This is a genomic window from Pseudomonas maumuensis, from assembly GCF_019139675.1.
Classification (GTDB): domain Bacteria; phylum Pseudomonadota; class Gammaproteobacteria; order Pseudomonadales; family Pseudomonadaceae; genus Aquipseudomonas; species Aquipseudomonas maumuensis.
The window spans coordinates 544345-567968 of record NZ_CP077077.1; the positions used below are offsets into that span (position 1 = coordinate 544345).

The window sequence follows — 23624 nt, forward strand, 5'->3', positions numbered from 1 at the left end:
TCACACGGAGAAGCAGGGCAATGCAAGGTCACCCGGACGTAATCAACTATCTCGTCACGTTGCTGAAGGGCGAACTGGCAGCACGCGATCAGTACTTCATTCACTCGCGCATGTACGAAGACTGGGGCCTGACCAAGCTCTACGAGCGTATCAACCACGAGATGGAAGAAGAGACGCAGCACGCCGATGCCCTGATGCGCCGTATCCTCATGCTCGAAGGTACTCCGGACATGCGCGCCGACGACCTGGAAGTGGGCAGCACCGTACCGGAAATGATCGAGGCCGATCTCAAGCTCGAGTACAAGGTGCGTGCCGCGCTGTGCAAGGGCATCGAGTTGTGCGAGCTGCACAAGGACTACATCAGCCGCGACATCCTGCGCGCGCAGCTAGCCGACACCGAAGAAGATCACACCTACTGGCTGGAGAAGCAGCAGGGTCTGATCAAGGCCATTGGCCTGGAGAACTATCTGCAGTCGCAGATGTAAGTTATCCACAGCCCTACGAAAAAGCCCCTGGCACCGACGGTACCAGGGGCTTTTTCATGTCAGCGACTCCACTCAGGCCCGGTCACGTTCCAGCAGTGGCTTGAGGTAGTGGCCGGTGTACGACTGCTTCATCTTGCTCAGCTCCTCTGGGGTGCCACAGGCAATGATCTGGCCACCCTTGGACCCGCCTTCCGGCCCCAGGTCCACCAGCCAGTCGGCGGTCTTGATCACATCCAGATTGTGCTCGATCACCACCACGGTGTTGCCGTGGTCACGCAGGCGGTGCAGTACATCCAGCAGTTGCTGGATATCGGCGAAGTGCAGGCCGGTGGTCGGCTCGTCGAGGATATACAGGGTCTTGCCGGTGTCGCGCTTGGACAGCTCGCGAGACAGCTTGACCCGCTGTGCTTCGCCGCCTGACAGCGTGGTCGCCGATTGCCCCAGCTTGATGTACGACAGGCCTACATCCATCAGAGTCTGCAGCTTGCGCGCCAGGGCAGGCACCGCGTCGAAGAATTCGCGGGCATCCTCGATGGTCATTTCCAGCACCTCGTGGATGTTCTTGCCCTTGTACTTGATCTCCAGGGTCTCGCGGTTGTAACGCTTGCTCTTGCACACGTCGCATGGCACGTAGATGTCCGGCAGGAAGTGCATCTCCACCTTGATCAGGCCGTCGCCCTGGCAGGCCTCGCAGCGCCCACCCTTGACGTTGAACGAGAAACGCCCCGGGCCGTATCCGCGCGAGCGCGATTCCGGCACGCCGGCGAACAGCTCGCGGATCGGCGTGAAGATGCCGGTGTAGGTAGCCGGGTTCGACCGTGGCGTACGGCCGATCGGGCTCTGGTCGATATCGACCACCTTGTCCAGGTGCTGCAGGCCATCGACGCTGGCGTGCGGCGCCGCTTCCAGGCTGCTTGCCCCGTTGAGCGCAGTGGCGGCCAGGGGGAACAGGGTGTTGTTGATCAGCGTCGACTTGCCCGAGCCGGACACACCGGTCACGCAGGTCAGCAGGCCGATCGGCACTTCCAGGTCGACGTTCTGCAGGTTGTTGCCACGCGCGCCCTTGAGCTTGAGCGACAGCTTCTTGTTGCGCGGGGTGCGCTTGGCCGGCACGACGATCTTCTTGCGCCCGGACAGGTATTTGCCGGTCAGCGAGTCGGGATGCGCCATCACCTCCTCGGGCGAGCCCTCGGCGACGATCTGCCCGCCATGCACGCCAGCGCCCGGGCCGATGTCCACCACGTAGTCGGCCAGGCGGATGGCGTCCTCGTCGTGCTCGACCACGATCACTGTGTTACCGAGGTCGCGCAGGTGGTTGAGCGTCGCCAGCAGGCGGTCGTTATCGCGCTGGTGCAGGCCGATCGAGGGCTCGTCGAGGATGTACATCACTCCCACCAGGCCTGCGCCGATCTGGCTGGCCAGGCGGATGCGCTGGGCCTCACCGCCAGACAGGGTATCGGCGCTGCGGTCGAGGGTCAGGTAGTCGAGGCCGACGTTGACCAGGAACTGCAGGCGTTCGCAGATCTCCTTGAGGATCTTCGCCGCGATCTCTCCACGCCGACCGGTGAGGCTCAGCGCGCCGAAGTAATTACTGGCTTCGCCGATCGGTAGGTTGGTCACTGCCGGCAGGGTCTTCTCGCCCACCCAGACATGGCGCGCTTCGCGGCGCAAGCGGGTGCCGCGGCAATCAGGGCAGGGCTGGGTGCCGAGGAACTTGGCCAGCTCTTCACGCACGGTGGCCGACTCGGTCTCGCGATAGCGACGCTCAAGGTTCGGCACGATACCTTCGAACGGGTGCGAGCGCTTGACGATGTCGCCTCGGTCGTTGAGGTATTTGAAGTCGACACTCTGCTTGCCACTGCCTTGCAGGATGACCTTCTGGTGCTCGGCGGACAGCTCGCCGAATGGTTCTTCCAGGCTGAAGCCGTAATGCGCGGCCAGCGAGCCGAGCATCTGGAAGTAATAGACGTTGCGCCGGTCCCAGCCGCGAATCGCGCCTTCGGCCAAGGTCAGCTCGGCATTGACCAGGCGCTTGGTGTCGAAGAACTGCTTGACCCCCAGGCCGTCGCAGGTCGGGCAGGCGCCAGCCGGGTTGTTGAAGGAGAACAGCTTCGGCTCCAGTTCGCTGATCGCATGGCCGCACACCGGGCAGGCGAAGCGCGCCGAGAAGATCACTTCTTCGCCTTCCTCGTCGTCCATCGGCGCCACCAGGGCGATGCCGTCGGCCAGCTTGAGCGCGGTCTCGAAGGACTCGGCCAGGCGCTGCTGCAGGTCGGCGCGGACCTTGAAGCGGTCTACCACCACATCAATGCTGTGTTTCTTCTGTTTGTCGAGCTTGGGCAACTCGTCGAGCTCGTAGAGCTTGCCGTTGACCCGGGCGCGTACGAAGCCCTGGGCGCGCAGCTCGTCGAACACCGCCAGGTGCTCACCCTTGCGCTCGCGGATCACCGGCGCCAACAGCATCAGCTTGCTGCCTTCGGGTTTTTCCAGCACCAGGTCGACCATCTGGCTGATCGTTTGCGCCTCGAGCGGGATGTCATGGTCCGGGCAGCGTGGGGTGCCGACGCGGGCATAGAGCAGGCGCAGGTAGTCGTAGATCTCGGTGATGGTGCCTACGGTCGAGCGCGGGTTGTGCGAGGTCGACTTCTGCTCGATGGAGATGGCCGGCGACAATCCTTCGATGGTGTCGACGTCGGGTTTCTCCATCATCGACAGGAACTGCCGGGCATAGGCCGACAGCGACTCGACATAGCGGCGCTGGCCTTCGGCGTACAGCGTGTCGAACGCCAGCGAGGACTTGCCGGACCCGGACAGGCCGGTGATCACGATCAGTTTGTCCCGGGGCAGGGTCAGGTCGATGTTCTTCAGGTTGTGGGTACGCGCCCCACGGATCAGGATCTTGTCCACTACGGCCTCGCTCGGCGGGCATAAACAAAGCAGTATACGGCGCGCTGCCAGTACGCGGCAAAGCGTCGCGTATATGCCGTCAAGGCGTCGGACTGATAGAATCGCCGCCGGTTCACACGAGGTTAATCCATGCACGACACCCACAACGAGCGCATGAGTGGCAGCGAAACCCGCGCCGCGAGCGGCCTGGCCCTGGTCTTTGCCTTTCGTATGCTGGGCATGTTCATGGTGCTGCCGGTGCTGGCCACCTACGGTATGGACCTGGCCGGCGCCACACCGGCCCTGATCGGCCTGGCCATCGGCGCCTATGGTCTGACGCAAGCGTTGCTGCAGATTCCGTTCGGGGTGATTTCCGACCGTATCGGTCGCCGGCCGGTGATCTATGTGGGGCTGGTGATCTTCGCCCTGGGCAGCGTGCTGGCGGCCCAGGCCGACTCGATCTGGGGCGTTATCGCCGGGCGCATCCTGCAGGGTGCGGGGGCGATTTCCGCAGCGGTCATGGCGCTGTTGTCCGACTTGACCCGCGAACAGCACCGGACCAAGGCCATGGCCATGATCGGCATGAGCATCGGCTTGTCGTTCGCCGTGGCGATGGTGGTCGGTCCGTTGTTGACCCGCGCCTTTGGTTTGTCAGGATTGTTCCTGGCCACTGCAGGACTTGCCCTGGTCGGCATCGCGCTGATCGCCTTCGTCGTGCCCAGCTCGCACAGTGTGCTGAGCCATCGCGAGTCCGGTGTCGCCCGCCAGGCCCTCGGCCCGACGCTGCGCAATCCGGACCTTCTGCGTCTGGACATCAGTATTTTCGTGCTGCACGCGATCCTGATGGCCAGCTTCGTGGCGCTGCCCCTGGCCTTCGTCGAGCGTGGCGGGCTGCCCAAGGAGCAGCACTGGTGGGTGTACCTGACCGCGCTGCTGGTTTCATTTTTTGCAATGATCCCCTTCATCATCTACGGGGAAAAGAAGCGCAAGATGAAACGCGTGTTGCTCGGTGCGGTCAGTGTCCTGCTGCTGGTGGAGGTGTTCTTCTGGCAGTGGGCTGACAACTTGCGCGGACTGGTGATCGGCACCGTGGTATTCTTTACTGCATTCAACCTGCTGGAGGCATCCTTGCCTTCGCTGGTCAGCAAGGTGTCGCCTGCCGGCGGCAAGGGCACGGCGATGGGGGTGTACTCCACCAGCCAGTTCCTTGGCGCGGCACTGGGTGGCATCCTCGGTGGCTGGTTGTTCCAGCACGGTGGCTTGAGCATGGTGTTCCTCGGCTGCGCTGGCTTGTGCGCCTTCTGGCTGCTGACGGCGTTGCGCATGAACGAGCCGCCGTACGTGACCAGCCTGCGCATGCCGCTGACGCCGGAAGCGGTCCGGGAAGCCGGGCTGACCGAGCGCCTGATGGCCGTGCCGGGTGTGACCGACGCCGTGGTGGTGGCAGAAGAAGCCGCCATCTATATCAAACTGGATACGAAAATTTTGGACCGTGCGACCCTCGAGCGTCTGGTGAACCCAGCCTCTGCGGCGTGCGAAGCCTAGGAGAACGTTATGGCCCGTGGGGTTAACAAAGTCATTCTGGTCGGTACCTGCGGTCAGGATCCCGAAGTCCGCTACCTGCCCAACGGTAACGCCGTGACCAACCTGAGCCTGGCCACCAGCGAGCAGTGGACCGACAAGCAGTCGGGCCAGAAGGTCGAGCGCACCGAGTGGCACCGTGTCTCGCTGTTCGGCAAGGTCGCCGAAATCGCCGGCGAATACCTGCGCAAGGGTTCGCAGTGCTACATCGAGGGCAAGCTGCAGACCCGCGAGTGGGAAAAGGACGGCATCAAGCGCTACACCACCGAGATCATCGTCGACATCAACGGCACCATGCAGCTGCTCGGCGGTCGTCCGCAGGGCCAGCAGGGTGGTGGCGACCAGTACAACCAGGGTGGTGGCAACAACTACAACCAGGGCGGTCAGCAGCAACAGTACAACCAGGCTCCGCGCCAGCAGGCCCAGCGCCCGCAACAAGCGCCGCAGCGCCCAGCGCCGCAACAGCCGGCTCCGCAGCCTGCCGCTGACTTCGACAGCTTCGACGACGATATTCCGTTCTGATCCTTTCCTGTGGGCACTAGGTGCCACAGGTGAACGGAGCTGTGGCAAGAAACCCGCTTCAGGCATGAAGCGGGTTTCTTTTTGCCTGTCAGCTTTCTTCGAGCGCCGCCTGGGCAAACTGTGCATCAAGCTCTGGTGTTGCTCCGCTGATGCCTATACCGCCGATATGCCTGCCGTTCGCATCCATGATTGGCAACCCGCCTTCCAGCAAAGTGAAGCCGGGCAGCGAAGCGTAGGGATTGGCTGGCAACCCAGCGCTGCGTTCACCCAGTGAGCGGGATGAAAGTGGAAAGCGTGCAGATGTAGCGGCTTTGAGCTGCGCTACCTGGATGCTGCCGCTGCTGGTGCCGTCCATGCGGTGGAAGTGCTTCAGGTTGCCATGGTTATCGACAATGCTGATGACGATGGCGAAGCCCTGGGCGCGGGCGGCGCGTTCAGCGGCATTGGCGATGGAGCGTGCTTGTTCGGCGGTGACTTGAGGCGCGGTGTCACTGTCCAGAGAGGTTGCCACGGTGAGGGAGGGGAGTATCGCGGCGCCGAGCAGAAGGCTGCCGAGTGAGCGTTTCACGTTCATGATAAATACCTCGTCCATGTTGTACTACCAACCTAGCAAGCAAGTTCATGCACTTGGTTTAAGACCTTTCCTAATGTTGTGTAGGGGCATTTGCTCTGCTACTGCATGCGCCATCTCATCCTGTTTAAAGGTAATCGTTCAGCTACTCGGCGGTTAAGCACCGTCACTCTGGTAGTTTTGTGTGTTTCCAAGGGGTGAGATTGATTCGAGATGTCGGTTTGGCATTTTGAAATACATGCTGGGTAAGCGAAATACTTAGGAAATAGTAATGTAGGACAGTTCTGGATTTACTTTTGCGGCGGCCAGGAGAGAGGCGTGGTTTAAACTGTTGGACTTTTTCTGCTGGGGTGTAAAGATGACCGCTGAAGATAAGCAGGAAATCGACATGCAGCTGAATTCTATGGCCGGAGATGATGTGTAGAGGGCTTGGAGGACGCCTGCGCCACCAATCTCTAGGATGAGGAAGGTGATGAGGCTTACAACGGCTGGCTTGTGTGGTTCATCGGTCTGATAGTCGCGGCAGTAGGTGTTGTGACGCTGATCTTCGGGCCGGAAACCATTACATATGATTGGGGAGTTGGGCCGAGCCTGATTCAACATGTACAGATGTATCCGGGTTCTACTACAACTATTGGCAGCTTTATAGTTATGGCAGGTATTTAAGGTGATCTGTCTTGCAGTCAGGCCTGATAAAGGGCAAGCACAGCCATGCAGTCGAACTCTGATTGTGATGCAGGACTTTGCCATTGCCGATTCAAGGCTGCCCTTGAGTACCTGAATTTTAATTGGGGAGAGGCGATGGCTATCGTCACCCCCCCTCCATTCAGGAATTGAGGCATGGATGTACTAATGGGGTTGCTGGCTGCCGCACTCTGGGGGGCCACCGACTTTCTGGTTGGCATGAATGCCCGGGCGGTCGGCGTGAGGCGGGCGGTATTCTTCGGGCAATTGTTGGGCCTGTTGTTGATGGGGCTCATCATTGCCGGATCTTCCCAGCAGCTCTCCAAGATGGTCGCGGCCCCGACGAGCGTGCTGCTGTTCGCCTGTGTGGCGGCAATGTGTACCCTGATCGGCGCATTGGCGCTTTCGAAGGCGTTCGCGATCGGCCAGACATCGGTGGTGGCGCCGTTGGTGACTTCCTATGGCGTGTTCACCACGCTGCTGGCGTGGTTGGGGGGCGAGGTGCTGGGCACCTGGCAGATCTTCGGCTTGCTGACCTGCTTTCTGGGCGTGGTCCTGGCCAGCCGTGAGGCAAAGGGTGGCAGTGGGCAAGCGCCCGCGGGCAGTCGCCTGTCGGTCGGTTTCGCCCTGCTGGCCGCGCTGCTGTATGGCATCAGCTTCTGGGTCCAGGGTAAGTACGTATTACGGGTGCTGGGGCCAGTGAACATGCTGGCGCTCGGCTATGGGGTGGGAGTCCTGTTCCTGCTGCCCGAAGCGCTGCGAATGTTTCGAGGCCAGATTACGGTCAGGCTCAAGACCTGGGGGACCTTGTGTGGTGCCAGTCTTTTCAATCTGGGGGGGTTCTCGGCGTTTTCCTGGGGCGCGCTGCATGGCTCGATTGCAGTCGTTACGGTGATCAGCACCTTGTCCGGAGGCATTGCCGCCATTCTTGGCTTCCTGTTCTACCACGAGCGTCTGTCCCTGCTACAGGTCGTCGGGGTGGCCCTGGTGCTGGCGGGCGCTGTACTTCTGCACCTGTATGAATAAGGTGGCGATTTACCTACAACCTGATCCATATCACCCCACTTCCCAGATTCTTGACTAGGCTTAACAGTTGGCGGTCTCTACCCACCGCCACCGTGAAGTCCCTGAGGCGCCGGCCATGTCCCGTGCGCCCGAGAACCTGATCAGGAGTGCACGATGGACCTCAACCGTCGGCAATTCTTCAAGGTCGCCGCCGTCGGCCTTGGAGGCTCGAGCCTCGCGGCGTTGGGCATGGCCCCGACACCGGCATTCGCCGAGCAGATACGCCACTTCAAGCTGGCGCATACAAAAGAAACCCGTAACACCTGCCCCTACTGCTCGGTCGGCTGCGGCCTGATCATGTACAGCCAGGGCGATGTGGGCAAGAACGTCAAACAGAACATCATCCATATCGAGGGCGACGCAGACCATCCGGTCAACCGCGGCACCCTATGCCCGAAAGGCGCGGGCCTGCTGGACTTTATCCACAGCCCGAGCCGCCTGCAGTACCCCGAGGTGCGCAAGCCGGGCAGCAACGAGTGGACCCGCATCGAGTGGGACGAAGCCCTCGACCGCATCGCCGACCTGATGAAACAGGACCGCGACGCCAACTTCATCGAGAAGAACGCCCAAGGCCAGACGGTCAACCGCTGGCTCACCACCGGGTTCCTTGCCGCGTCCGCCGCTTCCAGCGAAGCGGGCTACCTGACGCACAAGGTGATCCGTGCAACCGGCATGCTGGGGTTCGATAACCAGGCGCGTGTCTGACACGGCCCGACGGTGGCAAGTCTTGCCCCGACGTATGGCCGTGGCGCGATGACCAATCACTGGTCTGATATCGCCAACGCAAACCTGGTCCTGGTGATGGGCGGCAACGCCGCTGAAGCGCACCCGTGCGGCTTCAAGTGGGTGACCGAAGCCAAGGCGCACAACAAGGCGCGGCTGATCGTGGTCGACCCGCGGTTCACCCGTACCGCCTCGGTGGCCGATTTCTACGCGCCGATTCGCACCGGCAGCGACATCGCCTTCATGGGCGGGCTGATCAACTACCTGCTGAGCAACGACAAGATCCAGCACGAGTACGTGCGCAACTACACCGACGTGTCGTTCATCGTCAAAGAGAGCTATGGCTTCGAGGACGGGCTGTTCAGCGGCTACGACGCGACCAAGCGCGTGTATGCCGACAAGTCCGGCTGGGGCTATGAGCTGGGCGAGGACGGCTTCGCCAAGGTCGACCCGACCCTGCAGCACCCGCGTTGCGTGTACCAGCTGATGAAGCAGCACTACAGCCGCTACACGCCGGAGCTGGCGAGCATGACCTGTGGCATGCCCCAGGACCAGATGATGAAAGTCTGGGAAGAGATCGCCACCTGCTCGGTGCCGGGCAAGACCATGACGATCCTCTACGCCCTGGGCTGGACCCAGCACTCGATCGGCGCGCAGATCATCCGCAGCGCGGCGATGGTGCAGTTGCTGCTGGGCAACGTCGGCATGCCCGGCGGCGGGGTCAACGCCTTGCGCGGGCACTCCAACATCCAGGGCCTGACCGACCTGGGCCTGCTGTCGAACTCGCTGCCGGGCTACCTCACCCTGGCCGGCGACGCCGAGCAGGATTACGCCACCTACATCGACAAGCGCGCCTCCAAGCCGTTGCGCCCGGGGCAGCTGTCGTACTGGCAGAACTACGGCAAGTTCCACGTCAGCCTGATGAAGGCCTGGTACGGCGCCAACGCCACGGCGGAGAACAACTGGGGCTATGACTGGCTGCCCAAGCTCGATGTGCCGGCCTACGACGTGCTGCGCATGTTCGAGATGATGGGCCAGGGCAAGGTCAACGGCTACATGTGCCAGGGCTTCAACCCGATCGCCGCGTTGCCGGACAAGAACCGCGTCACCGCCGCGCTGGCCAAGCTCAAGTGGCTGGTGATCATGGACCCGCTGGCCACCGAAACCTCCGAGTTCTGGCGCAGCGCCGGCCCGTTCAACGACGTCGACACGGCCAACATCCAGACCGAGGTGATCCGCCTGCCCACCACCTGTTTCGCCGAAGAGGACGGTTCGCTGGTCAACAGCAGCCGCTGGCTGCAGTGGCACTGGAAGGGCGCCGATGGGCCGGGCCAGACCCGTACCGACGTGCATATCATGAGCGAGCTGTTCCTGCGCCTGCGCAAGCGCTACCAGGCCGAGGGCGGCGCCTATCCGGACCCGCTGCTCAACATCAGCTGGCCGTACAAAGTCCCTGAGGAGCCTTCGCCGGAAGAACTGGCCAAGGAGATGAACGGCTGGGCGGTCAGCGATCTCACCGACGCCACCGGCGCCACGCTCAAGGCCGGGCAACAGCTCGCCGGCTTCGCCCAGATGAAGGACGACGGCAGCACCGCCTCCGGTTGCTGGATCTTCGCCGGCAGCTGGACCGAGCAGGGCAACCAGATGGCCCGTCGCGACAACAGCGACCCGTATGGCATGCACCAGGTGCAGAACTGGGCCTGGGCCTGGCCGGCCAACCGCCGCATCCTCTACAACCGCGCCTCCAGCGACCCGCAAGGCAAGCCATGGGACCCGGAGAAGAAGCGCCTGGTGTGGTGGAACGGCAAGGCCTGGACCGGCACCGACGTGCCCGACTTCAAGGTCGACTCGCCACCTGAAGCGGGAATGAACCCGTTCATCATGAACCCCGAGGGTGTGGCGCGCTTCTTCGCCATCGACAAGATGGCCGAGGGGCCGTTCCCCGAGCACTACGAGCCATTCGAGACGCCGATTGGCATCAACCCGCTGCACCCGCAGAACAAGAAGGCCACCAGCAACCCGGCCGGGCGGATCTTCGATTCGGTGTGGGACACCTTGGGCACCCACGACGAGTTCCCCCATGCGGCGACCACCTACCGGCTGACCGAGCACTTCCACTTCTGGAGCAAGCATTGCCGGCTCAACGCCATCGCCCAGCCCGAGCAGTTCGTCGAGATCGGCGAGGTGCTGGCGAACGAGAAGGGTATCAAGGCCGGTGACCGGGTGCGGGTGTCGAGCAAGCGCGGGCATATCGACGCGGTGGCGGTGGTGACCAAGCGGATCCGTCCGCTGCAGGTCAACAACCAGACCGTGCATCAGATCGGCATCCCGTTGCACTGGGGCTTCACCGGCAGCACGCGGCACGGCTACCTGACCAACACCCTGGTGCCGTTCCTCGGTGATGGCAACACGCAGACGCCGGAGTCCAAGTCGTTCCTCGTCAAAGTGGAGAAACTCTGATGGCCAGCCAAGACATCATTGCCCGCTCGGCCACCACCACCGTGCCGCCTTCGGTACGCCAGCAGCAGGAAGTCGCCAAGCTGATCGACACCACCAAGTGCATCGGCTGCAAGGCCTGCCAGGTGGCGTGCTCGGAGTGGAACGAACTGCGTGACGAGGTTGGCCACAACCATGGCACCTACGACAATCCCCAGGATCTCAGTGCCGAAACCTGGACCCTGATGCGCTTCACCGAGCATGAGCGCGACGACGGCAACCTGGAATGGCTGATCCGCAAGGATGGCTGCATGCACTGCGCCGATCCGGGTTGTCTGAAAGCGTGCCCGAGCCCGGGGGCGATCATCAAGCATGCCAACGGTATCGTCGACTTCAACCAAGACCACTGCATCGGTTGCGGCTACTGCATCACCGGCTGCCCGTTCAACATCCCGCGCATTTCGCAGAAGGATCACAAGGCGTACAAGTGCACCCTGTGTTCCGACCGCGTCAGCGTGGGCCTGGAGCCGGCCTGCGTGAAGACCTGCCCGACCGGGGCGATCGTCTTCGGCAGCAAGGAAGAGATGAAGGTGCATGCCGACGAGCGCATCGTCGATCTGAAGTCGCGGGGCTACGACAACGCCGGGTTGTACGACCCGGACGGTGTCGGCGGCACCCATGTGATGTACGTACTGCACCATGCCGACACGCCGCGGATCTACGCCGGCCTGCCGGACCAACCGGTGATCAGCCCGCTGGTCGGGCTGTGGAAGGGCTTCAGCAAGCCGCTGGCGCTGCTGGCCATGGGCGCGGCGGTGCTGGCCGGGTTCTTCCACTACGTGCGTGTCGGCCCGCAGCGGGTCGAGGAAGACGAGCATCCGGCACCTGTGGATAACGATGTCCACCAGGTGGATCCGGCGGTGCATGTCTATGATCCGAACCGCCCGGGCGGGCAGGGGGAGCAGCGGCCATGAACGACAACAAGCCTATCCTGCGCTACAACGCCAACGAGCGGAGCAACCACTGGATCGTCGCGATCCTGTTCGTGCTGGCTGGCCTGTCGGGGCTGGCGCTGTTCCACCCGGCGCTGTTCTGGCTCAGCCACCTGTTCGGCGGCGGCCCGTGGACGCGGATCCTCCACCCGTTCATCGGCGTAGCGATGTTCGTGTTCTTCCTTGGTCTGGTGCTGCGTTTCTGGCGCGCCAACTTCATCACCGCCAACGACCGCCTGTGGCTGCGCCGCATCGACCGGGTGATGCTCAACAAGGAAGAGGGCGTGCCGCCGATCGGCAAGTACAACGCCGGGCAGAAGCTGCTGTTCTGGACCTTGCTGGCGTGCATGCTGGTGCTGCTGGTCAGTGGCGTGGTGATCTGGCGCGCGTATTTCAGCCATTGGTTCGGTATCGACGTCATTCGCCTGTCGGCGCTGCTGCATGCCCTGGCGGCGTTCGTGCTGATCCTCAGCATCATCGTGCATATCTACGCCGGGATCTGGATCAAGGGCTCGATCGGCGCCATGCTGCATGGCTGGGTCAGCCGCGCCTGGGCGCGCAAGCACCATGAACTGTGGTACCGGGAAGTCACCGGCGACAAGACGCCGCACAACCACGGTAGAAAAGAAGGATGAGCGTTTGAGCACGATTCTCGAACCCGGGCAGATCGAAGCGTCGGCGGTGATGCCGCCGTTCCTGCATCTGCCGCCCGCCAACCTGTTCGCAGTGCGGGCCGCGCGCCTGGAGCACCTGGCCGAGGGCAATGCCCTTGGCGAGTATCTGCATCTGGTCGCGCGGCTGTGCCGGATCCAGCAGCAGCTTGTGGATAACCCGCCCGGCGCGTTGCCGGTGGCCGAAGAACGTCAGCGCCTGTGCATAAGTCATGGCCTGCCGCCCCTGGCAGCGGACGGCCTGGTGCGCGAAGGGCAGTGGCTGGTGTGGCTGCAAGCGCTGCTCGATCGCTTCGAGCCGGCGCCCGAAGGGCCACTGGCAGCGGCGCTGGGCAGCCTGCGCGAGAGTGGTGACGAGCAGCGCAAGGGCTGGGCCGTCGCGCTGCTCGGTGGCCAGTACGACGCCGTACCGGCGGCCGTGGTGCCCTTCCTGGGCGCGGCGTTGCAGGCCGCCTGGTCGAGCTGGTTGCTGGCGCTGCCAGAGCCTGAGCTCAAGCCCGCTGGCAGCCTGGCCCAGTGCCCGGCCTGCGGCTCGCCGGCCATGGCCGGTGTGGTGCGCAATCGCGGCAAGCACAACGGCCTGCGCTACCTGGCCTGTTCGCTGTGTGCCTGCGAATGGCATGTGGTGCGGGTCAAGTGCGTGTACTGCGAGTCGAGCAAGGACCTGCGCTACAGCAGCCTCGAGGATGACCGCCATGCGCCGGGCAAGGCACCGCTGCGCGCCGAGTGCTGTCCGGGGTGCCAGAGCTACCTGAAGCAGAGCTACCTGGAGAACGACGCGGCGGCCGAGCCGTTGGCCGATGACCTGGCGAGCCTGGCGCTGGATATGCGGCTGGACGAGGAGGGCTTCCATCGGCTGGCGCCGAACCTTATGTTGGCGCCGGGTGGTGGGTGAGTGTCTACACTTCGCTATCGAGTTGCCCCCATCGCCGGCAAGCCGGCTCCCACAGGTACAGCGCAAGCCTCGAGTCTGGCGCTGGAGCTGTGGGAGCTGGCTTGCCAGCGATAGGGCCCGAACAGACAACGGATCAGTCACAGGTAGTACCGCATGTCTCCAAGCCCCGCCAGCGACACCCCACGCTTGCCCTCCATCGACACCCTGCTGCGCCATCCGGCCTGCCAGCCGCTGCTCGACCGTCATGGCCGCGACGCTACCCTGGCCACCCTGCGCCAGCTCCTCGACGACTTGCGCGAACCCGCCCGTCTGGGTCAGCTTGGCGCCGTGGAACTGAGCGCCGACGTCCTGCTCGGGCGCACGGGCGAGCGCCTGGCCATCCAGCAACGCAGCCAGGTGCGCCGGGTATTCAACCTCACCGGCACGGTGCTGCACACCAACCTCGGCCGCGCCTTGCTGCCGGAGGAGGCGGTGGAGGCGATGCAGGTCGCTGCCCGCTATCCGCTGAACCTGGAGTTCGACCTGGCCACCGGCAAGCGGGGTGACCGCGACGACCTGATCGAAGGCCTGATCCGCGAGCTGACCGGCGCCGAAGCCGTCACCGTGGTCAACAACAATGCCGCCGCCGTGCTGCTGGCGCTCAACAGCCTGGGCGCACGCAAGGAGGGCATCATCTCCCGCGGCGAGCTGATCGAGATCGGCGGTGCGTTCCGCATCCCCGACATCATGGCCCGCGCCGGGGTGAAGCTGCACGAGATCGGCACTACCAACCGCACCCACGCCCGCGACTACGAAGCCGCGATCAACCCGCGTACCGGCCTGCTGATGCGCGTGCATTGCAGCAACTACAGCATCCAGGGCTTCACCACCCAGGTACCCACCGCCGAGCTGGCGCGCATCGCCCACGACCATCAGTTGCCGCTGCTCGAAGACCTGGGCAGCGGCAGCCTGCTCGACCTGACCCGCTGGGGCCTGCCGGCCGAGCCGACGGTGCGCCAGGCGCTGGCCGACGGCGCCGACATCGTCACCTTCAGCGGCGACAAGCTGCTGGGCGGCCCGCAGGCGGGGATCATCGTCGGGCGCAAGGAGCTGATCGCGAAGATCAAGAAGAACCCGCTCAAGCGTGCCCTGCGGGTCGACAAGATCACCCTTGCCGCGCTGGAAGCGGTGCTGCAGCTCTATCGCAACCCCGATCGCCTGGCCGAACGCCTGCCCAGCCTGCGCCTGCTGACCCGTGCGCAAGCCGAGATCGCCGCCCAGGCCGAGCGTCTGGCGCCTGAGCTGGCCGCTCGCCTCGGCGCGCAATGGGTGGTGAGCGTCGAGCCGGCCCTGGGCATGATCGGCAGCGGCAGCCAGCCGGTGGCGCGTCTGCCCAGCGCGGCGCTGTGCCTGCGCCCGCAGGTGTCGAAGAAACTGCGCGGGCGTAGCCTGCATGTGCTGGAGCGTGCGTTGCGCGACCTGCCGGTGCCGGTGCTCGGGCGTATCGACGACGATGCCCTGTGGCTCGACCTGCGCCAGCTGGACGACGAGGCCCAGTGGCTGGCGCAACTGCCGGCGTTGCAACTGGGGCCGGTGCAGTGATCGTCGGGACTGCCGGCCACATCGACCATGGCAAGACCGCGCTGCTCCAGGCCCTGACCGGCCAGGCCGGCGACACCCGCCGTGAGGAGCGCGACCGGGGCATGACCATCGACCTCGGTTATCGTTACGCGGCGCTGGCGCAAGGGGCGCCGCTGACAGGCTTCATCGATGTGCCGGGCCACGAGCGGTTTATCCACAATATGCTGGCCGGTGCCCATGGTATCGACCTGGTACTGCTGGTGGTGGCCGCCGACGATGGGGTGATGCCGCAGACCCGTGAGCACCTCTCGATCATCGAGTTGCTGGGCATTCCCCAGGCGCTGGTGGTGATCAGCAAGTGCGACCGGGTCGAACCGTCGCGGTTGAGCGAAGTCCGGGCCCAGGTCACCGAACTGCTCGCGCCCGGCCCCTACGCCGGGGCCAGGCAGTTTGCGGTTTCGAGCCTGTCCGGCGAAGGGATCGACGCCCTGCGCGAGGCTTTGCTGGCGGCCGAGGTGCATGTTCGCCAGCGCAGCGTGCGCGGCGGGTTCCGCCTGGCGGTAGACCGCGCTTTCGCGGTTTCCGGAGCGGGAGTCGTGGTCACTGGCACGGCGCTGGCCGGGCAGGTCAGCGTGGGCGATACCTTGCTGCTCGGCAAGGCCGGCAAAGCGGTGCGGGTGCGTGGCCTGCATGCCCAGAACCAGGCGGCCCTGGTCGCCGCAGCCGGGCAGCGGGTGGCCTTGAACATCAGCGCGGAAAAGCTCTCGGCCGAGCAGGTGCATCGTGGCGACTGGCTTGTGCCAGAGTGGCTGCATGCGCCCAGCGTGCGGGTCGATATCGAGTTCACCCTGCTGCCGGGCGAAACCCGCACCTTCGAGCATTTCAGCGCGGTACATGTGCATCTGGGCACCCAGGATGTCACCGCCCGGGTTGCTTTGCTCGAAGGTGAACGGCTCGCCGCCGGCCAGCGCATGTTCGCCCAGTTGCTGCTCAATGCCCCGCTGCAGGCGGTGCATGGGGATCGCCTGGTACTGCGTGACCAACGCGCCCAGCGCACGCTGGGTGGTGGCCGTGTGCTCGACCCGTTCGCCCCGAGCCGGCAACGGCGCAGCGAGGCGCGCTTGCGTCAGTTGCAGGTGCTGCGCGAAGCCGACAATCTCGAGCAAGCGCTGGCGGCCCTGCTGCAGGCGGCCCCTGGCGGTCTCGAGCCTCGGCGTCTGGAGCGCCAGTTCAACCGCCTGCGCGAGAGCTGGCAGTTGCCGGACTCGGTGCTGGTGATTGCCACCCGTCAAGGTCAGCTGTTGTTCGATCGCTTACAGTGGCAGGCGCTCAAGCGACAGGTGCTGGAGCGTCTGGCGCAGTTCCATGAGCAGGAACCCGATCAGCTTGGCCCGGACCGGGACCGCTTGCGCCGCTTTACCGCCTTGCCATTGGAGCGCCCCGCGTTTGTCAGCTTGCTGGATGAGTTGCTGGGCGCAGGCGCGATCAGCAGCAGCGGCCCATGGCTGCACCTGCCGGACCATCGGGTCCAGTTGAGCGACGCGGACAGCGCGTTGTGGGCGCGTCTGTTGCCGCGCCTGTTGGCAGGTGACTTCGACCCGCCCTGGGTACGGACCCTGGCCGGCGAGGAGGGCTGCGAAGAGGCTGATGTCCGGCTGTTGTTGCGCAAGCTGGCCCGGCTGGGCCTGGTGCATCAGGTGGTGCGTGACCTGTTCTACCCGGAGACGACGCTCAGGCGCATGGCAGAGCTGTTGTTGCGCCAGGCCGCGACATCGCCGATAGTGCAGGTCGCGGCGTTTCGCGATGGTTTGGCCATCGGTCGCAAGCGCAGTGTGCAGATCCTCGAGTACTTCGACCGCATCGGCCTGACCCGACGGGTTGGTGACCTGCGGCAGGTTCGCGCCGACAGCGCACTGGCCCAAGCGCAACACGGGCACTGATTTCAAGGAAGGCAATCGCGCCCGGTGGCGCGGCCGGGCTTCAAACCCGGTTGGGGACGGCAGCCGTTCCCGGGCAGGTTCGACTCCCGCTGCCTTCCGCCATTTTTCCCGGATACCAAACGCTCGCGGGCGTAACGCTTAAGCGCGCTCCCCGCACAGATCCAGCGCAAACCAGTGCTCTGCCGAGTCAGCGTCCAACCCCGCCCCGAGCAACGCAAACAGCTTGCCCAGCGCCGCCTCGCGGGTCATGCCGCCGCCACTGACCAGCCCGGTGTCGCGCAGGCGGCTGCCGGCGGCGTAGGTGTCGAACACCACCGAGCCTTCCGGGCATTGGCTGATGGCAACGATCATCACGCCGCCCTGGCGGGCGTCATGCAGTGCGTCGAGCAGCGCCTGGTCATCCGACGGGCCGGTGCCGCTGCCGTAGCACTCCAGCACCAGGCCCTGGATGCCGCTGTCGAACAGGCCGCGCAGGTGTTCGGCGGCAAGGCCCGGGAACACCGGCATGACCGCCAGCTTGACCGGCTGGCGTGGCTGGCGGTAGTCCAGGCGGGTCGGCAGTTCCGCGGCGCGCTCGCCATCACGATGGCGCGGCAGCACGGTGAAGGCGTCGAACGCCTCGCTGCGCAGTTTCGAGGCGCGGCAGCCGTGCAGCAACTGGCCATGGAAATACAGCTGCACGCCGTCTTCCAGACCGTTTTCGAACAGATTGAGCGCGCCGACCAGATTGGCCCAGGCATCGCTGTCCGGCGCGCCGGCCGGCAGCATCGAGCCGGTAAGCAGCACCGGCACCGGCAGGCCCAACAGCAGGAACGACAGGGCAGCGGCGCTGTACGCCAGGGTGTCGGTGCCATGCAGCACCAGCACGCCGTCATGCCCGTCGCGTTCGACCGCCTCGACGATGGCATCGCGCATCGCCAGCCAGTTGGCCTGTTGCATGTTGGCGCTGTCGATCAGCGGATTCAGTTCACGCAGCGCCCATTGCACCTTGGGCGCATCGCCGCAGGCGGCAAAGTGTTCGCGCATGCGCGCTTCGAAGCCACCGGCCGGCGCGAGGCCTTCGGCGGTCTGCAGCATGCCGATGGTGCCACCGGTATAGAGGACGAGGAGATTCTTGACTGCACGCATGGGAGGATTCCGTAGCGATGTAGCGAAGGAAAGAGACAACCGCCCCGAGTGGGGCGGCTGTGGCAGGGCAGGGTATCAGTGCTGCGCTGGCGCCGGGGCGGCGGCTTTGTCAGCGGCTGTTTCAGCCTGCGGGTTGGCCGGCCAGGCGGCGCGGTCCAGGTCCAGGTCGGCGAACTTGCTGGAGTCGAACACCGGCTGCTTGATGCCCGCCTTGCGTTGTGCGTCGTAGTCGCGCATCACGCGCAGGCCGACCTTGAACAGCATGGCCAGGGCGATCAGGTTGACGAAGGCCAGGCAGGTCATGGTGATGTCGGCGAAGGCGAACACGGTCGACAGGTCCTGGGTCGAACCCCACACCACCAGCGCCAGCACCAGGCCACGGAAGGTCATCAGCACGGCACGGTTGCGGCTGAGGAATTGCAGGCTGTTCTCGCCCAGGTAGTAGTTGTAGAGGATGCAGGTGAAGACGAACAGCGACAGCGCGACGCTGACGAAGATGCGGCCCCAGTCACCGACCACGGCGGCCAGCGAGTTCTGGGTCAGGACGATGCCGTCACCTTCGAAGCCCGGGGTGTAGAAGCCCGACAGCAGGATCAGCAGCGCGGTGCAGGTGCAGATCACGAAGGTGTCGAGGAACACGCTGAAGGCCTGGACCACGCCCTGGGCGCCCGGGTGCTTCACGGCGGCCACGGCGGCCACGTTCGGGGCGCTGCCCAGGCCCGCTTCGTTGGCGAACACGCCGCGCTTCACGCCCATGACGATGGCGCTGCCGAGCAGGCCGCCGAACGCCGGGTCGAGGCCGAAGGCGCTCTTGAAGATGGTTTCCAGCATGGCTGGCACGTGTTCGATCTGGGTGCCGATCACGTACAGGGTCACGCCGATGTAGGCCAGGGTCTTGACCGGTACCAGCAGGTCGGACACAGCGGCGATGCGCTTGATGCCGCCGATGAAGGTGATGGCCAGCAGCACGGCGAGGACGATGCCGGTTTGCTTGGGATCGAAGGCGAAGGCGTTCTGCAGCGAGTGGGTCACGGTGTACGACTGCAGGCCGATGAAGGCGAAGCCGTAGGTGACCAGCAGCAGGATCGAGAACACGATCGCCATGCTTTTCAGCTTCAGGCCGTGCTGGATGTAGTACGCCGGGCCGCCGCGGTACAGGCCGTCGCCGTCGGCGCGCTTGTAGACCTGGGCCAGGGTGCATTCGAAGAAGCTACTGGACATGCCCACCAGTGCGGTGACCCACATCCAGAACACGGCGCCTGGGCCGCCGAGGGTCACGGCGATACCGACACCGGCGATGTTACCGGCGCCGACGCGGCCGGCGAGGCTCAGCATCAGGGCCTGGAACGAGCTCAGTTGGCCTGCCTGGCCGCGAAGGGATTCCTTGAAGACGCCGAACATGTGGCCGAAGTGGCGGAACTGGACGAACCGCGAGCGGATGGTGAAGTAACCGCCGAGTCCGACGATCAGCACGATGAGGAGTTTCCCCGAAAGGAAATCGTTGAGTGCTTCGAGCATTGGAAAATGACCTCGATTCTTATTCTTCGCATGGAAAGACCAGCGGACGGCAGGCGCACCGCTATTCATTGGGGGCGCATGGTTGGCTATGACAACTGTGGTTACAATTTCGCGGGTTGCTCCATTTTGGTGCGACTTGATGCTAGAATGGCGCCACTCGCATCATCCGGACCGGCGTATCATGGGCGATCACTTCGCTATCAACCTCAAATTGGCCTGCAGCCACTACCGCTCTATCTCCGAGGTTTGCCGGCAGCTGTCGATCAACCGGGCGCAATTCAACAAGTACCTGAGCGGCCAGAGCCGTCCGACGGCCTACAACCTCAAGCGCATCGGCGACTTCTTCGGTGTGGAGGATTACGAGCTGGGCCTGCCGCCCGAGCAGTTCGCCCGTTTGATCGGCGCACGCAACCAGGAACAGCCTGTCGGCCCACAGGACGACCCCATCAGCGAGCTGTTCAAGCCACTGCATAAAGAGGCCGGCAATCTCTCGCGCTACTGCGGCTATTACTTCGAATACTCCAACTGCATGTCGGTGCCCGGTTCGATCCTGGTGTCGCTGGTACACCTGTGGGAGGAGCGCGGCAGTTTCCTGTTCGAGCGCCAGGAGCGCCAGGAGCGCAGCAGCGGCCTCGACCGGCATGCCGAGGTGCGCTGCCGCTACCTGGGCGCGGCGTTCCAGCTGCAGGACCGGATGTTCCTGATCGACTATGAGTCGCTGACCCTCAACGAGATGAGCCAGACCGTGCTCATCCCCAGTTTCAAGAGCCGCATCAGCCGCCTGAACGGCCTCAAGACCGGAGTCTCCAGCGGCGACCGGCGCAACCCGGCCTGCACCCGGGTGGTGTGGGAATACCTGGGCGAGGAGATCAACCGCATCAACGCCTTCCGACAGATCAAGTTGTACCGCCCGGACGATCCGCGCATCGACGACGATATCCGTGATCGGCTGAGCGCGGGGATGGTCAGCAACGGGTTGTTCGAGATCGAGTGAGCCATCATTGATGGCGCATTGACTTGTAGGCGCGGGCTTGCCCCGTGATAGCGTCCGACCAGGAACCTTGCCGTGGCCATCGCGGGGCAGGCTCGCGCCCTCGCGATGGACGCTATAAGGCTATTCGAGAATGAAAGCCGCCACCGCATCGGCGACTTTGTCCGCCACCTGCGGGCGGTCACGCAGGTGCGCGGCGATGCCGTGGTCGCAATCGGTCAGCATCAGGCATTCGACATGGGGCGCGGGAACCGAGCGTAGCAAGGTGTGGGTGACCTCTTCGGGAATCGGGCTGTAGCGCTCGACCCCTGCCAGGCGTCGGGTGCCGGCCGAGGTGCCGGGGCCCTGGCCATGCACCTTGGAGTTGAGCCCGTCGTATTCGCCGATCACCAGCAGCACCCGGCCCTGGAACTGGCGCAGGAACGCATAGCTGTCGCATTCGAGGAAGGCGAAAGGCTTGCGGATCGCTTCGCTGAAGGCCGGTCCGAAGGGGGCAGCATGGGCTGCATCGGGATAAACCGCCGGGCAGATCAACACCAGCTTGCGTACGCCTGGGCGGTGCGCCGCCAGCTTGAGGGCAATGGCGGCGCCGAGGCTGTGGCCGATCAGGGTGTCGCTGCGCGCGTCCAGATGCTGGTGAAAGCGCAGGGCTTCCTGCAGGTTACTGGCCAGCGACGCATCCCTTGCACCTGGCTCGCTGGCCAGGCTGTGGCCGGACAGGTTGCCGGTCAGCGAGCCAATGCCTCGTTGTTGCAGGCGGTACAGCAATGGGTTGAGGCGGGTGAAGTCCGAGCGGGCGCCGCCGAGCACGAAGACCGGGGGTGCGTACTCATCGTCTGGCAGCAGCAGGCGTGCCTGTTGGCGATAGCCATCGAAGTCCTCATTGATGAACCGCTCGGCACCAGGCGCGGGTTCGTCGTGCTGCCAGCGTGGCCGCTGCAGTGAATTCACCTCGTATTCCATCAACTCCTCCCAAGCGGTTTTAGCGCGTCTCCGAGGCTCATAAGCATGAGGGGTGAGCCTGGGCGCATCAAGTTTTCGCAGTGTCCATTCTTTGAAGACTAATGGGTAGTGTCTTTCCTACTGGAGTGGATGGGTTTTCTGTTATGGGCAGGAGCCTCTTCCTCGGGCTCAGGCATTGTGCTGAGAAACAGGCGCTATAAAATCGAATGCGAACGTTAGACGTTCTTTTATAAGGAGATAGTAGATGTATAACGTCTTTGGAGTTGCCGCGGTATTAATGCTTGGCGTATCGGTCGCCGAAGCTTCTGTCAGTCACACTAAGGAGCCTTTGTTGTTGACCAGCAAGGAGCAGCCATCCGTACCGCCTACGATAGTTTTGGCCAGCTGCAGTGGCACCCATGCCCGAATGCTGCCGCGTTGCCATAACTGAGTGCGTTGGGCTGGAGAGATATCTCCAGCCCACATTACGGAAGAAAGTAAGTGATGGATGACTTGATCTATTATTGCGGTAAAGTGCCCGCCGGCGTTATCGCGCCCTCTACGGCTTATGCATTTGATGGCGCGCGTGTCCTGATCGATGGGCCCGAGGGTATTACCTCTGCCGATCGAAACGACGAGCGTGAACTACGCCAGGCACTCCAGGCCTCGGGCGCTTTGGTGGTGGGTTCCGCGCAAGAGGTGGGAAACGTGATCGCCTTGCTCAGTGCGCCGCAGAGCAGTCGAACGGCCAGTTATCTGCTGTGCTCCGCGTCCCAGTGCGCACAGGTCATTGGCGACCTGCGCACGCTGAGCGCCGCTCGGATCATGGTAGTGGGGTGCGGTGGTATCGGCAGTTCGCTATGCATGCTGTTGGCGGGTGTCGGAGTGCGAAATTTTATATTGGTCGATGCGGATACGATCGAGCAGAGCAATCTTAATCGGCAATTTTTCTGGACATTGGCAGATATCGGTCGCAGCAAGGTAACGGTGCTGAAGGCTGCGCTCGAGGCCAGGTTCGAGAGTATGCAGATAGAGTGCCTCTGCGCTCAACCCGGCATTGCTGACCTCATCGCCTTGAGCTGCGGTAATGTCGATGCTGTTGCCGTGACGGCGGATAATCCGCCCACCTTGGCGAGGGACAGTTGGGAAATCGCCGAGCGCTGTAATATTCCGGTCGTTGCGGGTGGCTACCTGCATCACAGGTGTAGTGCATTTTGCTTTATACCGGATGACTGTGCAGAAGTGGAAAGTTCCAGAAAGTTGTTTGAGGAAACTTACGCAGGCTTGCCCAGTGCCATTATGCCGAGTTATGGGCCAATGAATGTTTCACTTGCGGCTGTCTTGGCAACCCAGATGATTATGGCGCTTGCAACGTTAACGTTTGGACTGCCCAGGACACGTGTCGATACCTGGGATTCCCGAGGAGAACATGGCTTTGACTGCTAACGTAACGCCTGGGGCAGATATGTGCATTTTTTGCGATATCGGCTGTGGCCATGAACCCGCTCATATTTTTTGGCAGAGTGAAACGCATATGGCTTTTCTGTCGATCTTTCCTAATACGCCAGGGGTGACGGTGGTCATTCCGAAGCGGCACTACTGCAGTTATGCATTCGATCAGGACGATCATGTGCTTGCCGGGCTGATGGTTGCGGCCAAGGAGGTGGCCCGCTTGCTCGACTCGGCCTTGAAAGATGTCGGCAGGACAGCAATGGTGCTCGAGGGGTATGGCATAGATCATCTGCATGCCAAGTTGTTTCCCCTGCATGGCACAGGTGAAAGTAGTGCGTTCAGAACCATCTCATCGGATAGACACGACTACTTCGATCGCTATGAAGGCTATGTCTCCTCGCATGATTGTCGCCGGGCGGATGATCGACAGCTCGCCTCCTTGGCGTGGCGGCTCGCGAAGGCGGGCGGCAACGGGGGGACTGGTAAGAGCATCAAGACGTCCTGATGTTGGACTTGGCCGGCCCATGTTGGACTTCCCCTCGCGGAAACAGCAAAATGCCCCTTTCCCCCTTAGACTTGAGC

The 23624-nt window shown here is 63.5% G+C and carries 18 protein-coding genes and 1 tRNA gene; 14 read left to right on the top strand and 5 right to left on the bottom strand.

Annotation, left to right across the window (positions count from 1 at the left end):
* Window positions 1-20 precede the first annotated feature (20 nt).
* Entirely contained in the window at window positions 21-485 is a 465-nt protein-coding gene (bfr, locus tag KSS90_RS02625) for a bacterioferritin (RefSeq protein WP_028690240.1), read from the top strand.
* Window positions 486-557: 72 nt separating this feature from the next.
* Here bfr and uvrA read toward each other — a convergent pair whose 3' ends face one another.
* A complete protein-coding gene (gene uvrA, locus KSS90_RS02630) occupies window positions 558-3392 on the bottom strand; it encodes an excinuclease ABC subunit UvrA (RefSeq protein WP_046857340.1) in 2835 nt (944 codons plus the stop codon).
* A 129-nt stretch (window positions 3393-3521) separates the two neighbouring features.
* Here uvrA and KSS90_RS02635 point away from each other — a divergent pair, with 129 nt between their 5' ends.
* The gene (locus tag KSS90_RS02635) at window positions 3522-4916 is read left to right on the top strand and encodes an MFS transporter (RefSeq protein WP_217868088.1); all 1395 of its coding nucleotides are present in this window, start codon (window positions 3522-3524) and stop codon (window positions 4914-4916) included.
* Between the two features lie 9 nt (window positions 4917-4925).
* Entirely contained in the window at window positions 4926-5474 is a 549-nt protein-coding gene (locus KSS90_RS02640; protein ID WP_023629920.1) for a single-stranded DNA-binding protein, read from the top strand.
* A gap of 88 nt (window positions 5475-5562) precedes the next feature.
* Here KSS90_RS02640 and KSS90_RS02645 read toward each other — a convergent pair whose 3' ends face one another.
* Entirely contained in the window at window positions 5563-6066 is a 504-nt protein-coding gene (locus KSS90_RS02645; RefSeq protein WP_225933122.1) for a GlcG/HbpS family heme-binding protein, read from the bottom strand.
* A gap of 819 nt (window positions 6067-6885) precedes the next feature.
* Here KSS90_RS02645 and KSS90_RS02650 point away from each other — a divergent pair.
* From KSS90_RS02650 to KSS90_RS02685, 8 genes are all read left to right on the top strand, one after another.
* On the top strand, window positions 6886-7755 hold the full coding sequence (locus tag KSS90_RS02650; RefSeq protein ID WP_217868089.1) for a DMT family transporter: 870 nt from the start codon (window positions 6886-6888) through the stop codon (window positions 7753-7755).
* Window positions 7756-7908: 153 nt separating this feature from the next.
* The gene (gene fdnG, locus KSS90_RS02655; RefSeq protein ID WP_217868090.1) at window positions 7909-10977 is read left to right on the top strand and encodes a formate dehydrogenase-N subunit alpha; all 3069 of its coding nucleotides are present in this window, start codon (window positions 7909-7911) and stop codon (window positions 10975-10977) included.
* Window positions 10977-11927, top strand: a complete 951-nt coding sequence (gene fdxH, locus KSS90_RS02660) for a formate dehydrogenase subunit beta (RefSeq protein ID WP_038707246.1) — start codon at window positions 10977-10979, stop codon at window positions 11925-11927. The genes fdnG and fdxH overlap by 1 nt, the downstream gene beginning before the upstream one ends.
* Window positions 11924-12580, top strand: a complete 657-nt coding sequence (locus KSS90_RS02665; protein WP_023629925.1) for a formate dehydrogenase subunit gamma — start codon at window positions 11924-11926, stop codon at window positions 12578-12580. The genes fdxH and KSS90_RS02665 overlap by 4 nt, the downstream gene beginning before the upstream one ends.
* 4 nt (window positions 12581-12584) lie before the next feature.
* On the top strand, window positions 12585-13511 hold the full coding sequence (gene fdhE, locus KSS90_RS02670; protein ID WP_217868091.1) for a formate dehydrogenase accessory protein FdhE: 927 nt from the start codon (window positions 12585-12587) through the stop codon (window positions 13509-13511).
* 153 nt (window positions 13512-13664) lie between these two features.
* On the top strand, window positions 13665-15092 hold the full coding sequence (gene selA / locus KSS90_RS02675) for an L-seryl-tRNA(Sec) selenium transferase (protein ID WP_217868092.1): 1428 nt from the start codon (window positions 13665-13667) through the stop codon (window positions 15090-15092).
* The gene (gene selB / locus KSS90_RS02680; protein ID WP_217869723.1) at window positions 15089-17011 is read left to right on the top strand and encodes a selenocysteine-specific translation elongation factor; all 1923 of its coding nucleotides are present in this window, start codon (window positions 15089-15091) and stop codon (window positions 17009-17011) included. The genes selA and selB overlap by 4 nt, the downstream gene beginning before the upstream one ends.
* Window positions 17012-17017: 6 nt before the next feature.
* Window positions 17018-17113 (top strand) — tRNA-Sec (locus tag KSS90_RS02685).
* Between the two features lie 36 nt (window positions 17114-17149).
* Here the strand turns inward: KSS90_RS02685 and KSS90_RS02690 are convergent.
* The gene (locus KSS90_RS02690; RefSeq protein ID WP_217868093.1) at window positions 17150-18139 is read right to left on the bottom strand and encodes an asparaginase; all 990 of its coding nucleotides are present in this window, start codon (window positions 18137-18139) and stop codon (window positions 17150-17152) included.
* Window positions 18140-18214: 75 nt separating this feature from the next.
* Window positions 18215-19657: an alanine/glycine:cation symporter family protein gene (locus tag KSS90_RS02695; RefSeq protein WP_023632679.1), complete on the bottom strand. Its 1443-nt coding sequence runs from the start codon at window positions 19655-19657 to the stop codon at window positions 18215-18217.
* Window positions 19658-19838: 181 nt separating this feature from the next.
* Between KSS90_RS02695 and KSS90_RS02700 the strand changes: the two genes are divergently transcribed.
* Entirely contained in the window at window positions 19839-20651 is an 813-nt protein-coding gene (locus KSS90_RS02700; protein ID WP_217868094.1) for a helix-turn-helix domain-containing protein, read from the top strand.
* 120 nt (window positions 20652-20771) lie between these two features.
* Here the strand turns inward: KSS90_RS02700 and KSS90_RS02705 are convergent, their stop codons facing one another.
* Window positions 20772-21599: an alpha/beta hydrolase gene (locus KSS90_RS02705; RefSeq protein WP_225933123.1), complete on the bottom strand. Its 828-nt coding sequence runs from the start codon at window positions 21597-21599 to the stop codon at window positions 20772-20774.
* Between the two features lie 495 nt (window positions 21600-22094).
* Between KSS90_RS02705 and KSS90_RS02710 the strand changes: the two genes are divergently transcribed.
* Window positions 22095-23036, top strand: a complete 942-nt coding sequence (locus KSS90_RS02710) for a ThiF family adenylyltransferase (protein WP_217868096.1) — start codon at window positions 22095-22097, stop codon at window positions 23034-23036.
* Window positions 23020-23547, top strand: coding sequence for an HIT family protein (locus KSS90_RS02715; protein ID WP_437180049.1), 528 nt, complete (start codon window positions 23020-23022; stop codon window positions 23545-23547). Before KSS90_RS02710 ends, KSS90_RS02715 begins: the two co-directional genes overlap by 17 nt.
* Window positions 23548-23624: the final 77 nt, after the last annotated feature.